Source organism: Sphaerisporangium sp. NPDC005289 (assembly GCF_040607455.1).
Lineage (GTDB): Bacteria > Actinomycetota > Actinomycetes > Streptosporangiales > Streptosporangiaceae > Sphaerisporangium > Sphaerisporangium rhizosphaerae.
This window is the reverse complement of record NZ_JBEXGS010000007.1, coordinates 107,747-122,311: the sequence shown is the minus strand read 5'-3', so window position 1 is coordinate 122,311 and position 14,565 is coordinate 107,747. Positions and strand designations below refer to the sequence as shown.

The 14,565-nt window shown below is 74.3% G+C and carries 11 protein-coding genes; 7 read left to right on the top strand and 4 right to left on the bottom strand.

Translation table 11 applies throughout. The features are described from left to right. Nucleotides 1–248: 248 nt before the first annotated feature. Together ABZT47_RS14685 and ABZT47_RS14680 are read right to left on the bottom strand one after the other, a co-directional pair. The gene (locus ABZT47_RS14685; RefSeq protein ID WP_354840939.1) at nt 249–1,145 is read right to left on the bottom strand and encodes an aminoglycoside phosphotransferase family protein; all 897 of its coding nucleotides are present in this window, start codon (nt 1,143–1,145) and stop codon (nt 249–251) included. Further along, nucleotides 1,142–2,584, bottom strand: a complete 1,443-nt coding sequence (locus ABZT47_RS14680; RefSeq protein WP_354840936.1) for a helix-turn-helix transcriptional regulator — start codon at nt 2,582–2,584, stop codon at nt 1,142–1,144. Before ABZT47_RS14680 ends, ABZT47_RS14685 begins: the two co-directional genes overlap by 4 nt. 297 nt (nt 2,585–2,881) lie before the next feature. Between ABZT47_RS14680 and ABZT47_RS14675 the strand changes: the two genes are divergently transcribed. From ABZT47_RS14675 to ABZT47_RS14660, 4 genes are all read left to right on the top strand, one after another. Then, nucleotides 2,882–3,181: a hypothetical protein gene (locus tag ABZT47_RS14675; protein WP_354840933.1), complete on the top strand. Its 300-nt coding sequence runs from the start codon at nt 2,882–2,884 to the stop codon at nt 3,179–3,181. A 148-nt stretch (nt 3,182–3,329) separates the two neighbouring features. After that, nucleotides 3,330–4,271, top strand: a complete 942-nt coding sequence (locus tag ABZT47_RS14670) for a nucleoside hydrolase (protein WP_354840930.1) — start codon at nt 3,330–3,332, stop codon at nt 4,269–4,271. A 140-nt stretch (nt 4,272–4,411) separates the two neighbouring features. Next, complete coding sequence (locus ABZT47_RS14665) at nt 4,412–5,653, top strand: hypothetical protein (RefSeq protein WP_354840927.1); 1,242 nt, start codon at nt 4,412–4,414, stop codon at nt 5,651–5,653. Nucleotides 5,654–6,003: 350 nt separating this feature from the next. Next, nucleotides 6,004–6,135 carry a hypothetical protein gene (locus tag ABZT47_RS14660; RefSeq protein ID WP_354840924.1) on the top strand — a complete coding sequence of 44 codons (132 nt, stop codon included), beginning with the start codon at nt 6,004–6,006 and terminating at the stop codon, nt 6,133–6,135. Between the two features lie 581 nt (nt 6,136–6,716). Here ABZT47_RS14660 and ABZT47_RS14655 read toward each other — a convergent pair. After that, on the bottom strand, nt 6,717–7,853 hold the full coding sequence (locus ABZT47_RS14655) for a glycosyltransferase family 4 protein (protein WP_354840921.1): 1,137 nt from the start codon (nt 7,851–7,853) through the stop codon (nt 6,717–6,719). A 172-nt stretch (nt 7,854–8,025) separates the two neighbouring features. On the opposite strand from ABZT47_RS14655, the gene ABZT47_RS14650 reads away from it, so the two are divergent. The 3 genes from ABZT47_RS14650 to ABZT47_RS14640 all read left to right on the top strand — a co-directional run bounded on the left by ABZT47_RS14650 (nt 8,026) and on the right by ABZT47_RS14640 (nt 13,657). Continuing rightward, nucleotides 8,026–8,889: a PIG-L family deacetylase gene (locus ABZT47_RS14650; protein ID WP_354840918.1), complete on the top strand. Its 864-nt coding sequence runs from the start codon at nt 8,026–8,028 to the stop codon at nt 8,887–8,889. A gap of 123 nt (nt 8,890–9,012) precedes the next feature. After that, on the top strand, nt 9,013–10,074 hold the full coding sequence (locus ABZT47_RS14645) for a lysylphosphatidylglycerol synthase transmembrane domain-containing protein (protein ID WP_354840915.1): 1,062 nt from the start codon (nt 9,013–9,015) through the stop codon (nt 10,072–10,074). Nucleotides 10,075–10,282: 208 nt separating this feature from the next. Next, nucleotides 10,283–13,657: a BTAD domain-containing putative transcriptional regulator gene (locus tag ABZT47_RS14640; protein ID WP_354840912.1), complete on the top strand. Its 3,375-nt coding sequence runs from the start codon at nt 10,283–10,285 to the stop codon at nt 13,655–13,657. Between the two features lie 266 nt (nt 13,658–13,923). Here the strand turns inward: ABZT47_RS14640 and ABZT47_RS14635 are convergent, their stop codons facing one another. Continuing rightward, a complete protein-coding gene (locus ABZT47_RS14635) occupies nt 13,924–14,472 on the bottom strand; it encodes a hypothetical protein (protein WP_354840909.1) in 549 nt (182 codons plus the stop codon). Between the last annotated feature and the right edge of the window lie 93 nt (nt 14,473–14,565).

Genomic DNA, 14,565 nt, shown 5'->3' with positions numbered 1-14,565 from the left:
GTTAGGGCTTCACCGGTCCGCCGGGTCGGCGGCACGGGGCTGCGTAGCGGACCATACCCTGCTGCATCCACGAAACCGCTGAAGAAGCAAGAACGACCGCTGCCAGGAACTTCCCGCGGGCGCTTTCAAAAAAGACGTGCGAGGAAACTACGACTGCAACATCGCCGACAGTACCCGCCCGCCCCCGGAATCACAAACGCATCACTCGTGTCCAGGGCAAAGAAATCATGAGCTCCGCGTGAGGTGGCTCACGCCGGCTCGGCGAGGTACCAGCGGGCCTGTCCGTCACCACGGGTGAGCGAGTCGAGCCGGCGCGGCAGCTCCTTGCGGGAGAACGGATCGCGGGTGGCGTTGCGGATGTGGATGCCCACCGCGTACATGTCCCTGACCTCCATGAGGGTCGGGTAGCCGTGCCAGGCGCGCAGGTCGAAGCCGTAGGCGCCGGCGAAGTCGTCGACCTGCGCGGCCGTCAGGCCGAAGCGGCGCTGCCCGTGGTAGGTGTGCACGAGGTCCCACTCGCGGGGGCCGACGGCGACCCCGTCCCAGTCGCACAGCACGGCGTGGCCGTCCTGACAGCGCAGCAGGTTGTCGATCCAGGCGTCGCCGTGCAGCAGCACGGGAGGCCCCTCGGTGCCGAGGTCGGCCCAGCGCGAGGTGAGCTCGGCCACCCGGTCGCGCAGCCAGGCGCGCTGGCCGGGGGTCAGCACCTCCTTGCGGTGCTCGACGGACTCGCGCACCTCCGCCAGCGGGTCGGCGAGCCGCTTCAGCGGGAACGGCGGCACAGGCAGCAGGTGGAGGCTGCGCAGGATGTCGCCGAGCTGGGTGGTGGTCGGCCGCCCGCTCGCCGGCACGTAGTGCCAGAAGGTGACCACCCGCCCGTCGTACACCAGCGGCTGGTCGCACAGCTCGTCGGCCGGGCGCACCGTGGGGAAGCCCTGGTCGGCCAGCCACCGGGCGACGGCGAGCACGACGGGCAGCCGTGTCATGGCGTCCGGCGCGGTGGCGATGCGCACCACGATCTCGTCGCGGAGCTTGAACACGGCGTTGCTGCGCACCCGGAGCAGCTGCGCGTCCCTGGCGTCGAGGCCGACGCTCTCGCACACCTCCCCCAGGATCGCCGCGGCCTCGTCCGCCAGCATGTTCATGGCCGCTCCAGCGCGAGCTGCGGGCCGGCTTCCGCGAGCAGGTCATGGAGATGTCGCGCGGCGGGGGTGCGGCGCTGGGCCCTCGGGATGATCGCCAGCAGGGCGCGGGCCCGGGTGACCACGATGGAGGTGCGGTGCTCGGGCGGCACCTGGGTCAGGGCCTGCTCGGCCAGCCGGCACGCCTGGTCGTAGTCGCCCTCGCGCGCCACGTGGCCCGCCTGGTCGAGCAGCACGAGCACGGGGTCGATGGTGTACGGGCTCGCGGACCGGGAGATCCACTCTTGCACCTGCTCGGCCTCGCCGAGCTCGATCAGCGTGCCCATGCGGTAGAACTGCAGCCGCCGCTCGGAGAAGCGGAAGGCCAGGTGGTCGGCGCCCTCGCGGGGCATCCGCGAGAAGATGCGCTCGGCCTCGGCCAGCGCGACGCGCGCGGCCTGGTGCTCGCCCATGCGGGCCAGCGCCCGCGCCTCGGCCGCGGCGCCCAGGGCCGCGGGCGAGCTTGGAGCGCTCCCGGCCAGCATCCGCGCCTCGCGGGCCAGCCGCACGGTCTCGGTGAGGTCGCCGTAGTAGTAGGGCAGCATGGCCTCCTGGGCGCGCACGAGCGCGCGCAGCCGGACCTCGCCCATGTCGTCGGAGGCGGCCCGCGCGGTGCCGTACCAGGCGTGGGCCTGACGGGTGTCGCCGAGCTTCATGAGCGCGTCGGCCGACAGCAGCGCGAGCATCGTGGTGGCGTTCAGCAGGCGGCGCTGGGTGGCGGCGGGCTGCCGGGCCGAGACCAGCCTGCGGACATCGGCGATCTCCAGCATCAGGCGGTACAGCATCGGCAGCGGCGCGCTCTTGATGTACTCGCGGCGGTAGCGCAGGACCTGCTCGTCGAGCCGGTCGAGCTGGTCCTCGCTGACGGTGGCGGCGGCGAGCGTGCGGTCGACGTCCTGGCGGGTGCGCTCGACCTCGGCGAGCAGGCGGCCGTTGAGCGGCAGACCGGAGCTGAGCAGCGCGTGGTGGAACAGGGCGCGGCGTTCGGCCTCGTCGTCCAGGTCGGCGGGCGCCGGGCGCGGCCGGGGCTGGGCGGCGTCCTCGACGGGGAGCGCGGGGGCCGGGATGGTGTGGCCGGCGGCGACGACCACGACGTTCGGCCCCTCGCCGTCGTCGCAGTAGTCGGCGGCCAGGCCGAGGCGCACGGCGTTGGCGGAGTACAGGCGCGCGATCTGGTCGATGGTCTGCGGCCGGGGGCGGGCGCGGTTGTTCTCCCAGGCGTTCAGCAGGTCGATGCTGGCGCGCGGCAGCCCGAGGGAGTGGGCCTCGCAGAGCCGTTCGAGCTCTTCGATGGCCTGCCGGGCGGACCAGCCGCGCGCGAGGCGGTGGGCCTTGAGCAGGCTGACCCCGCAGCAGCCGTTGATGGCCTGGGCGGTCTGCCACAGGGTCCACTGGCGGGACACGGCCTGCTCACGCCAGCGTCGCGCACATGCCGGGGAGTGTTCTCCACGGGCCATCTCTCGCCCTCCGCCACTGGAGTGTTCGGCCTTACGGATGTTTCCCCGATGTTAACCAGCCGGCACCTATTAGCCCACAGCGTTATGGGACTGATGCCTGGGCATCCGCGTGGTTTCCACGTAAACCTCCGGTCCGATCGACGGTATTCCACTTATCAGTGGATTTGCTCCGATTGCCGGTAGGAGCGGCCGGGTTCAGTCTGGTCCCCATCCGGTCACCGATGTCCCCGCTGGAGACCAAAGATGAGAACCGCAGAACCGAGCGTTCATTCGGCTGAGGCACTCGACCACCTGGAGCGACTCGCCGCGCAGCTCGAAGCGCACGCGTTCCAGGTGCGCCTGACGGCCCGCACCGGCCTGTATCCGCGCCTGCGCGTGATCAACCCCATGGCCCCGGCCGTCACCGAGGACGTCCTGGCCGCCAACGCGGCCGACGGCGAGTGGTGGTTCTGGCTGTCGTGGGCCGGCCGCATCGGCCACGCCTCCGACATCGTCACGGCGGCGGAGCGCATCGCCAGCGTCCTGCACGTCATCCGGCGCTGACCCCAGACCGTACGGCTCGCGCGACCACGCCCCGCGCGAGCCGTACACGTTCCCGGCGGGTCCGCACGCGGACCCGGAGACGGTGACCGGCCACCGGCCGAAGTACGGAGATTTGCCGGAATTGTCGTGCGTCGTCCAAGCTACAGATGTGGCGCCCAAGAAGATCATCATCGACTGCGACCCGGGGATCGACGACGCCCTGGCGATCACGCTCGCGCACGGCAGCCCCGCGCTCTCGATCCTGGGGATCACCACGGTCGGGGGCAACGTCGACCTGGGCCACACGACCGGCAACGCGCTGCGGCTGCGCGAGTTCCTCGGTTTCCCCGGCGTCCCGGTCGTCCCCGGCAGCGCCGGCGCCCTGCTGCGCACCCCGGTGGACGCGGCGTCCGTCCACGGCGAGCACGGACTCGGCGGAGCCGTCCTGCCCGAGGCGACGCTCCCCGCCGACGACGGGCACGCCGCCGACTTCATCATCGACACCCTGCGGGCCGCGCCGGGCGAGGTCACGCTGGTCGCGATCGGCCCGCTGACCAACGTGGCGCTGGCCCTGCTGCGCGAGCCGAGGATCGTCGAGTGGGCCCGCGAGTTCGCCATCCTCGGCGGCTCCTCCACCCGGGGCAATTTCTCCCCCGCCGCCGAGTTCAACATCGCCGCCGACCCCGAGGCCGCGGCCATCGTGTTCGACGCCGGCTGGACGGTCACCATGATCGGGCTGGACGTGAGCCGGCGGGCGCTCGCCGTCGGCGAGGTCGTCGACCGCATGCGCGCGATGGGCCGGCTCGGCGCCGACCTGCTGGTGCCGTGCGTGGAGTTCTACGGCATGGTCACCGCCGAGGAAGGGCCGGCCATCCACGACGCGTGCGCGATCGCCTACCTGATCGACCCCACGCTGGTCGACGTGGTGCCGGCGCTGGTGCAGGTGGAGACGGCCGGCCGGTACACCTCGGGGATGACCGTCACGCACTTCGACCTCGGCGACCGCGTGCCCAACGCGCTGGTGGGCACCGGCCTGGACGTCCCGCGGTTCTGGGACCTGCTGCTCGGGGTGTACCAGGACGTCGCCCGCCGGCTCGACCCCACCCTCTGACCGCCCGCGCCCCCCGGCCTGGGGCGGCCACCCCCGCGAGCCGTCACGCGGGAGCCGCCGGACCGAGCGGCACGCCACGCCGGGCGGCACGCGTGGCGACGGTGGCGTGGCCAGGGGGCTTCCTGCGAGCATGCCGTCCCATGGGGACAACGCTCCGATGGCCGCTCGCGGTGGCCTGCCTGGCCCTGGCACTCGCGCCCGCCTGCGCCGGCGACCAGGACGGCGCGCCGCCCGCGCGCGCGGCCACCTCCACCGCCACGGGCGCCGGTTCCCCCGGCGGGGCCGCGACGACCGGCCCGAGCCCCGCCGCCACGGGCAGGACGGCCGCCTCTCCGCACTGGAAGCTCTTCGCCGGCGCCCGCCTCGGCGCCGCCGCCGCGCTGCTCGACGTCGCGGCGAGCGGCCCGCGCGACGCCTGGGCCGTCGGGTACAAGGACGGCGCCGAGGACAGCGAGGGCCGCCCCGCCCTGCAGCACTGGGACGGCACGCGCTGGACTGAGATGCCGGAGGAGGCCGGCGACGCCGGGCGCCTGCTCGGGGTGAGCGCGGCGGGCGCCCGCGACGTGTGGATCGTCGGCGCCGGTGACAGCCCGTACGCGGCCCACTGGGACGGCACGCGCTGGACGCCGCGGCATCCCTATGGGGTGGCTGAGGAGTACGTCCTGTCCGACGTCGCCGCGCACGGCGGCCACGCGTGGCTGGCCGGCCGCAACACCACACAGGGCGTCATCACCGAGTGGACCGGGCGGGGCTTCCGCAACGCCCTGCGCGCCGACGGGTACTTCACGGCCGTGACCGCCACGACCGGCCACGTGTGGGCGGTCGGCAACGACGCCGCGGCGCCGGACGCGCAGGGCGGTCCGATGATCTGGCACGGCAGCGCCGTCTCGGGCACGGCGATCCAGTCGTGGCAGCGGGCCCGCACCCCGGCGATCCCCGGCGGGGTGCTGCGCGGGGTGTGGACGGCCGGTCCGGACGACGTGTGGGCGGTGGGCGGCGTGACGGCCCCCGGCGGCGGCCCGCGGACGCCGCAGGCCCCGCTGGTCCTGCACTGGGACGGCCTCGCGTGGCGGCGCGTCGAGGTGCCGGTGCCGCGCGGCGCGCTCGACGGCGTCACGGGCTTCGGTCCCGGCGATGTGTGGATCAGCGGCGTCGACGCCGACCACTCGGGCCAGGCGCTGTTCCTCCACTTCGACGGGACGAGGTGGTCGCGGTCGTACGGCCCGCTGGTGCGCGAGCACCGGGAGGGCCAGCAGTACGAGGAGTCCGACGACGTCCGCAGGACCGGCATCGCCCGCGTCCCGGGCGCCGGCGGCCTGTGGGCGGTCGGCAGCGTCGGCGCCGGCGACGAGGAGGACGACTTCATCCTGCGCCATCGCTGACCCCGGCCCCGGGGCGGCACGGCCCCGCCGCGACACGCCGGGAAACGCCGGTCCCGCCGGGAGGTTCAAGGTCGTTACCGACGGGTACGATCATGTCAATAACCGCGCGTGCGCCTGACGTGGGAGAACAGCTTCACCCGGGGAGCGCCTCGCGCCGTCCGGCACTGCGGGCGCACGCGGAACGCCTATTGACGCGCCCGGCATGGTTGCATCCCGAACGGCCCGCCGACCAGCCCCCCGGTCCCCGGACAGAAGTTCACGGCACCCGCGCGGACGCCCGGACACGGCGGGCGACGAGGGCGCGCGCCCCGCTCCCCGCCCCCGGAGACCGGCATGGAAAGGGGGGCCAGATGGCCGACAGGCGAAAGAAGCACCGCACCCGGTGGGCCGGCCGCGAACGCCGCGAATGGCTGCGCCTCGGACTCGAGATGACCCTGCTCGCATGGCGCACCGCCATCACCGTGTGGAACGCCGTCCACTGAGCCGCCGAGCCCGCGGCGGCCGCCGCGCGCGGTCGCGCCCGTACCGGCGCCTTCGGGGAATCCATCGCGGGCGGATCACCCCGGCCGTTCACCGACGCCGCGCCCTTCACGGACGGTCCCGGAGGGCTCACGGCGGCGAATACGCGGGCCCGCACCGGCCATCGCGGGGCGGGCACCCGCAACACGTTCGATAATCGCTGGAAACATCGCGTTTTTAGGATTTGAATACGTCCACATGAACATGTGTCTTCGCAGGAGCCTGCGAAAGGGCCGCAATCGGCCCTGCTGGGGAGAGCTAGGGGTTACGCGGCACATCAAGATCGGAGAAACTGGGGTCGAAAGCGTCTGCGGCAGCCCAATAGCGGGTAAACAGGAGGTGAGGTCGGGTCCCACGCACCTCGCCCCGACCGCGGAGTCACCACTGAGGCAACGGACCTGCCCGCCGACGAGTGACGAGGGAAGTGTGAGCCCGTACCGAAGGAGAAGGACATGAAACGGATTCTCATCACACCCCGGCCGAAGCCCACGCGCCGTCCGAGCCCTCTGGACCTCCGCAGCCCTTCCGGCCGCGTCCTTCCCTTCTAACGCCCGCTAAAACCTTTTCCGCCGGATTCTTCCGGCCCGCGCATTTCCACGGCGGACTTCGCCAAGGCATAGCAGTGTTCGAAGCCTTCGAGGACCGCCGGCCATGTGCAGCGCGTGAGTTCGGTCTCTCTGTTGTGCCGGGCGATCTGCTCGCGTAGTTCGCGGTCGCGTGCGAGGCGCGCCACCGCGCGGACCAGCTCGTCGAAGGACCGTCCGAGCAGACCCTCCTTGCCGGGACGCACGAAGTCGGCCACGCCGCTCTGCGCCCGCGCGACCACCGGCACGCCGGCCGCCCGCGCCTCCAGGGCCGCGATGCCGAACGACTCCCGTGGCGCCGGCGCCACGAAGACGTCCGCCGAGGCCAGCAGCTCGCGAATGCGCTCGCGCGAGTAACGGCCCGGCAGCGACACCCAGCCCTGCATGCCGTGGGACCGCAGGAACCGCTCCATCGACCCGCGCGCGGGGCCGTCGCCCACGAGGGTCGCCCGCATCGGGATCTCCGCCGGCACCCGCCGCCTGGCCTCCAGCAGCAGCTTGAGCAGGCGCACCGGCTGCTTGCGCGGAGCCAGCCGGCCCACCGCCACGACGTGCACCTCGTCGCCCTCCCTCGGCGGCGCCTCCCCCTCCGGCCGCCAGGTGGAGACGTCAAGGCCGTTGGAGACCACGTCGACCGGGACCCGCCCGGCGGTGACGGCGCGGATCGGGCGGGCGGCGGCGTGGCTCACCGTGGTGCCCACGACGCTCCACGACGTCCAGCCGAACAGCGAGTCCAGGCCGCGGTACATCGTGCGCGTCACCGGGTCCCACATGCTGTGCACGGTGACCACGACCGGCAGCCCGGCGCGGACGGCCGCGCGCACCCCCATCCAGGCGAACGGCGAGGCCGCGCCGGTGTGGACGTGCACGACCTCGGGGCGGCGGGCGGCCATCAGGCGCAGCAGATGCACTCCGCCGCGGGGATGGACGGGCAGGTCGAAGGGCATCGGCGCCACGATGCGGTGGACGCCGGGCAGGCGCTCGCCCGGGGTCGCCGTGGCGACCTCGACGTCGTGTCCGGCCTCGGCCTGCGACCGCACCAGGTCGGCCACCTGTACCTCGATGCCGCCGAGCCGGGGCAGGTAGCAGTCACTCACGTGAAGGATCCGCACCCCGCCAGACTGGCAGAGGCCGCCACCGGCATCAAACGCGCGAGCCGGGGGCGCGAGCCGGGGGCGGCTGGTTCTTGAAGCGTTGCGGAGGGCTTCTGGAGGCACCGCGTGGGAGGCGGCGGAGAGCTCGGCGGCGGCGCCGTGGAATCATGGCGGCGTGGCACGTACCGCGGTGTTCTTCCACGCCCATCCCGATGACGAGGCGCTGCTGACCGCCGGGACCATGGCGATGCTGGCGGCCGAGGGCCATCGGGTCGTCCTCGTCGTGGCGACCGCCGGCGAGCGCGGCCTGGCCGACCTGCCCCACGGCGACGAGTTGGCCGAGGCGCGCACCGCCGAGCTGTACGCCTCGGCCGCCGTGCTCGGGGTGGCCCGCGTGGTGCTGCTCGGCTACGGCGACTCCGGCCTCGGCGAGGGCGGCGGCGTCGGCGACGACCGGCCGGAGAACGCCTTCATCGACGCCGACATCGAGGAGGCCGCCCAGCGGCTCGCGGCCGTCCTGCGGGAGGAGGGCGCCGACCTGCTGACCATCTACGACCCGGCCGGCGGGTACGGCCACCCCGACCACGTGCAGGTGTACCGGGTGGGGCAGCGCGCGGCCGGCATCGCCGGCACCCCGATCCTGCTCGAGGCCACCGTCAACCGCGACCCGCTGCTGCGGGCCCTGCGGCTCGCCCAGCGCTTCTACCGCTTCCCGCCGGAGTTCGACGTGCGCTCCTTCGAGCGGGCCTACTCTCCCGGCGAGGTGATCACCCACCGGGTCAACGTGCGCAGGTTCGCCAGGGTCAAACGGGCCAGCATGGCGGCCCACGCCAGCCAGGCGAGCGGAGGCGGGAGCGACCGCACGCTGGCGGTCATGCTGCGGATCCCCGGCCCGCTGTACCGCCTGATCTTCGGCACCGAGTGGTACGTCCGCCGCGACCTGCCGCCGGGCACCCGGCGCACGCATCCCTTCGACGACCTGCCGGAGGCCGGGGCGGCGGCGCGGGCCGTGGAGGAGGCCGCCGGGGAGGCGGGCTAGGGGGCGGCCAGGGGCCATCTCGTCCTTGCGGAGGAGATGGGCGCCGCGACGGCCCGGCAGACTGGGATCGCGCATCGGCGGGGGCCGCGACGGGCGGCCCGTGAACGGACATGGAGAGCACTGATGAGGAACAGATGGGTGCAGGCCGGCCTTTCGGTGGCCTCCCTGGCCCTGGCGGTCCTGCTCGTGGTGTTCCTGCCGCAGATCGTGCACGCGCTCACCGGCGCGCAGGTGAGCTGGAGCGAGATCGGGGCGCGGTTCGCGGCCCTGAGCTGGCCGATGATCCTGCTGATGACCGTGCTGTGGCTGCTCAGCCTGTACGCCTACACCTTCGTGATGACCTCGGGCCTGCCCGGCCTCACCCACCTGCAGGCGCTCACGCTGAACGCCGCGGGCAGCGCGGTCAGCAACCTGCTGCCGTTCGGCGGGGCGGCCGGCGTGGCGCTGACCTTCGGGATGACCAAGGGCTGGGGCTTCGCCACCCGTCCCGTCGTGGTCTACACGCTGGTCACCGGCATCTGGAACACCCTGTTCCGGTTCATCCTGCCGGCCGCCGGCATCATCGCCCTGCTCGTCGCCGGGCGCATCCCCGACCCCCGGGTCACCAGCGCGGCCTGGGGCGGCGCGCTGTCGATCCTCGTGCTGGTCGCCGTGGTGGCCGCCGCCCTCTACTGGGAGCGGGCCGCCGACCTGCTCGGCCGCGCCGCCGACGGCGCGCTGCGCGTCCTGCCCCGCAGGCTGCGCCCGGCCGAGCACTACGCCGCGGACGCCGTCCACCGCCTGCGCGCCGACACGGCCGGCATCGTGCACCGGCGCTGGCCCGGGCTCTCCCTCGGCATGGTGGGCTTCCTGGTGATGCAGTGCCTGATGATGGCGGCCTGCGCGGTGGCCACCGGCGCCTACCCCGGACCGGCCGAGACCGTCGCGGTCTTCGCGGTCAGCCGGGTGCTCACCAGCGCCCTGGTCACGCCGAGCGGCGCGGGCATCATGGAGGGCGGCACGGCGGCGCTGCTGATCGCCTTCGGCCAGCAGCCCGGCCCGGCGACCGCGGCGGCGATCCTGTTCGGCTTCTGGACCTACACCATCGAGATCCCCTGGGGCGGCCTCGCGCTCGGCGCGTGGTCGCTGCTGCGGCGCAGAACGGCCGGTAACGACCGCTCGCCCGAGCCCGCGTCCCACGCCTGAACCCGGGCGCGGACGCGCGGCGCCGCCGGGCCGAAGTGCGGGCCGATACCCCCTGCCACGTCGTTGTCGCCGTGCGTTCCCCGTCCTGTAGCCTCGTCACACCCGTGGGCCGCCCGAGGCATCCGCGACGGCGCGGCGAGAGAAGGAAGGCGGGCCTTGACGAATAGCTTGTGCGCGCTCGACGGGCCCGCATAGCGTGGCGGCTGACATGGTGACGTTCCGCGTTCTTGGGCCGGTCGAGGCGTACGACGACGGCGACGGTGAGGTCGACCTCGGCGGGCTTCGGCAACGCGCCGTACTGGCGCGATTACTGGTCGCGCGCGGCCAGGTGGTGCCGGTCGACACACTGCTGTTCGACCTGTGGAGCGACGAGGCCGCCAAGGGCGCCCAGTCGGGGCTGCAGGTCTACATCTCGCGGCTGCGCCGCGTCCTCGAGCCCGGCCGGCCGCGCGGCGGCCCCAACCGCCTGCTGGTCACCGTCGCCTCCGGGTACGCGCTTCGCACCGCGCCCGACCAGGTCGACGCGCTCCGCTTCGAGTCGATGGTGCGCTCGGCCGGCAAGTACCTGGACAACGACGATCCCGAGCCGGCGCGCTCGGGCCTTGAGACCTCGCTCGGCCTGTGGCGCGGCACCCCTTACTCCGACTTCGCCGAGCAGCAGTGGGCCGAGGCGGAGGTCAACCGGCTGGCCGAGCTGCGGCTGGTGGCCCGCGAGCGCCACGCCGACGCGGGCCTGCGCCTGGGCCTGCACGCCGAGACCGTGCCCGACCTGGAGGCCCTGACCGGCGAGCATCCGCTGCGCGAGGAGGGCTGGCGGCTGCTGGCCCTGGGCCTGTACCGCTGCGGCAGGCAGGGCGACGCCCTGGCCGCGCTGCGGCGGGCCCGCACGATGCTGGCCGACGAGCTCGGCATCGACCCGGGCCCCGCGCTGCGCAAGATGGAGTCCGACATCCTGTCCCAGGATCCAGGGCTGGAGCTGACGGTCCCGCAGCGGCAGCAGCGTTTCGCCGAACCCGGCGGCACCTGGCCGCCGCGCGCCGAGAGCCCCGCCGCGGACGTCCCGCCGCTGCCCGCCGAGCCGTTCGTCGGCCGGGACGCCGAGCTGGCCCGGCTGACCGGCGCCGCGCCGCACGCCCTGTCCGGGCGCTTCACCGCCGCCGTGGTCGGCGGCGACCCCGGCGCGGGCAAGACCACGCTGGTGCGCCAGCTCGGCCAGGAGCTCGCCCGCCAGGGCTGGATCACCGCCTCGGGAGGCTGCCCCGACAGCAGCGCCACCCCGCCGGGCTGGGCGTGGGTGGAGGTCCTGCGCGCGCTGGTCGCGGTGCGCGGCGCCGGCGAGTACGGCCCGCTGCTCGCGCCGCTGCTGGACGACGCCGCCCCCGCCGACGAGGACGACCAGGCCTCCGGCGGCTTCCGGCTGCACCGCGCGGTCGGCGGCTACATCGCCGGCATCACCCGCGAGGCGCCCGTGCTGCTCACCCTGGAAGACCTGCACTGGGCCGACGACCAGACGCTCGCCATGCTGCGCGCGCTGCCCAGCCTGCTGGCCACCGGCCGGGTGCTGCTCGTGGTGACCTGCCGCGACGGCGAGCTCAACGACCAGCAGTCCGACGTGCTGGCGGCCCTGGCCCGGCTCGGGCCGGTGCGGGTCGGCCTGGAAGGGCTCGACCAGCAGGCCGTGGCCGAACTGGTACGCGCCACCTGCGTCCGCGAGGTCGACGAGGAGGCCCTGGGCACGATCGTCGAACGCACCGGCGGCAACCCGTTCTTCGTCCGCGAGACCGTCCGGCTGCTGGACTCCGAGTCCACCGGGGGCCGCGCCACCGCCGCCGAGGTCATCTCCGAGGTGCCCTCCGGCGTGCGCGACGTGCTGCGCCGCCGCATCGCCCGCCTTCCGGCGACGGCCCAGCAGATCCTGCTGCAGGCCGCGGTGATCGGCCGGGACGTGGACATCGACGTGCTGGTCGACATCTCCGGCGACGAGGACGCCGTCGTCGACGCCGTCGAGGCCGGGCTGCTGGCCGGCCTGGTCACCGAGCCGGGGCCGGGCATGCTGCGGTTCGACCACGACCTGGTCCGCGACACGCTGTACTCCGACGCCTCGCGGCTGCGCAGGTCCCGCCTGCACGCGGCCGTCGCCTCGGTCATCGAGAGCCGGTCGCGGTCGGACGTGGCGGCGCTCGCCCACCACTACGACGCCGCCGGCACGGTGGAGACCGCGGCCAAGGCCGTCCACTACGCGGGCCTGGCCGCCGAGCAGGCCGAGCGGCGCTTCGCCCACCGGGAGGCCGCGACTCTGTGGGAGCGGGCCATCGCGGCGTTCGACCGTGCCCACCCCACGGGCGGGCCGCCCAAGGAGCGGCTGATGCTCCAGCTCCGGCTGATCAAAGCGCTGGCGCTGTGCGGCGACATGACGGCGGCACGGGCCCGCCGCCGCGAGGCGATGGACGCCGCCCTGCCGCTCGGCGACCTGGAGCTGACCGCGCGCATCGCCGCGTCGGTGGCCGTCCCCTACAAGGGCATCGCCCGCGACCTCACCCGCACCGCGTGGGAGATCGTCGACGTCACCGAGCGGGCGCTGATCGAGCTGCCGCCGAGCGAGCGGTCGCTGCGCGCGAGCCTGCTGGCCACCCTGGCGCTGGAGCTGGAGGGCTCGGCCACCGGCCGCGGGTACGAGGCGTCGCTGGAGGCCGAGGAGCTGGCCCGGCAGAGCGGCGACCCGGCGCTGCTCGCCGTCGCGCTGAGCGGCCGGCTGCGCCAGTCGTATGTGATCACGGTGGTCGACGAGCGCGAGGCCATCGGCCGCGAGCTGCTGGAGGTCGGCGCCGCGTCCGGGCAGATCGCGGTGCGGGCGCTGGCCCACCTGGTGCTGATGGAGTGCGCGGCGGCGCGCGGCGACTTCGCCGAGGCCGACGCGCAGATGAGCTCCGCAGAGCGGCTGGCCAGGCGGTACGACCTGCCCGCGCCGTCGGCGGTGGGCGCCTGGTACGCCGGCATGCGCATGATGATCACCGGCGACTACGCCGGCGCCGAGCGCGCCTACCGCGACGCCGCCCGGCTCACGGCGCGCGCCGGCATGCTGGAGGGCCGCCAGGACCTGCCACTGATCACGACGTTCTGCCTGCACCTGGTGGACGGCAGGGCCGCCGACATGGTCGAGGCCCTGGAGGAGGCGCACCGGCGCGGCGCCAAGTGGACGCTGGACGCCTACGCCGTCGCGCTGGCCTCGGCGGGCCACACCAAGGACGCGCGGGCGATCGCGGCCATCCGGCCCCCCGTCCGCGCCGACTTCCTGTACGAGCTGGCGACGACGTGGCGGGCGCTGGCCGGGATGCTGCTCGGCGACCGCGACCGCATGCAGGACGCCTACTCGACCCTCGGCCCGCTGTCGGACCGCATCGCGGGCGCCGGCACCGGCGTCGTGGCGCTGTGGCCGGTCGCGCAGACGCTCGGCGACCTCGCCATGCACCTCGGGCAGCCGGAGGACGCGCGCAGGCATTATGAGAAGGCGCTGGCGGTGGCCGAACGGGTCGGCGTCCCCCGCTGGGTCACGGCGGCGCGAAAGGGCCTGGGAACCGTCTGACCCGCCCCGCCTTGGGAACCGTCTGACCCGCCCTGCCTTCACCGGTGAAGGCAGGGGGCGAGGCCGGTGATCCGGGCGCGGTCCGGGCACCGGACGGTGATCTGGGCCTGGCGTGCCGGTGCCGCGGCACCGGCGTCACGGGACACTGCGTGTTCTCGGCGCGGAGGGCCGCCGCGTTGTGCTTCCCAGAGCGGTCATACCGATCTTTGCCGCGTGCCGGCCGGGCCGCGCCGGTCCGGCCGACACGTGGCTCCCGGGTCCTGCCCTCAGCAGGTGACCTTGAACCTCTCGCCGGCGATCGTCCGGCCGCCGGTCACCGCGAGCTCGACGCGGTACCAGCCCGGGGCGCCGGCGACGCGGGGACGCCACTCGACGGTGCGCGGCCCGCCCAGAACCCGGCCGGCGGCGGAGACCTTGACGGTCTTCCACGCGTGGCGGACGGGGTTCCAGCGCCGCAGGCTCCACTCGTAGGCGGCTGCACGGCCGGCGCCGGCGGCCAGGAAGCTCTGCGCGTGGTAGGCGCGCGGGCAGGGCGCGCCGGGCTCCGCGGCGCCGACCGTCACCAGGCCGGGCCTCGGCGCGCGGCCCATCTCGACCGGCATGGCCTGGGCGGACAGGGTGACGGTCCTGACCTGCTCGCCGGCGGCCGTTTCGCCGGCCCGCGCCGGGACGGCGGGCCCACCGGTGTCCGCCACGCCGAAGTAGGCGCCGCAGAAGGCCAGCGTCGCGATCAGCAGCTTGAAGACGCTCGCCACGCCGCTTGCCATGATCGGCGCCAGACGGCGTACCGGCTCCATGCTGCGCCCCGCTCTCATGCCCCGCCCCTTTCGTTCACCCTCAGGTGTACGCGGGGCTGGTTGTCTCCTACTTGCCGTCCGCTTGCAGTCGCGACGGGGGCCGGTGCGGGG

What these genes read in the sequence shown, in the direction of transcription:
- ABZT47_RS14685 (WP_354840939.1), bottom strand. Translation starts at nt 1,145, where the DNA reads ATGAACATGCTGGCGGACGAGGCCGCGGCGATCCTGGGGGAGGTGTGC.
- ABZT47_RS14675 (WP_354840933.1), top strand. Translation starts at nt 2,882, where the DNA reads ATGAGAACCGCAGAACCGAGCGTTCATTCGGCTGAGGCACTCGACCAC.
- ABZT47_RS14665 (WP_354840927.1), top strand. Translation starts at nt 4,412, where the DNA reads ATGGGGACAACGCTCCGATGGCCGCTCGCGGTGGCCTGCCTGGCCCTG.
- ABZT47_RS14660 (WP_354840924.1), top strand. Translation starts at nt 6,004, where the DNA reads ATGGCCGACAGGCGAAAGAAGCACCGCACCCGGTGGGCCGGCCGCGAA.
- ABZT47_RS14645 (WP_354840915.1), top strand. Translation starts at nt 9,013, where the DNA reads ATGAGGAACAGATGGGTGCAGGCCGGCCTTTCGGTGGCCTCCCTGGCC.
- ABZT47_RS14640 (WP_354840912.1), top strand. Translation starts at nt 10,283, where the DNA reads ATGGTGACGTTCCGCGTTCTTGGGCCGGTCGAGGCGTACGACGACGGC.
- ABZT47_RS14635 (WP_354840909.1), bottom strand. Translation starts at nt 14,472, where the DNA reads ATGAGAGCGGGGCGCAGCATGGAGCCGGTACGCCGTCTGGCGCCGATC.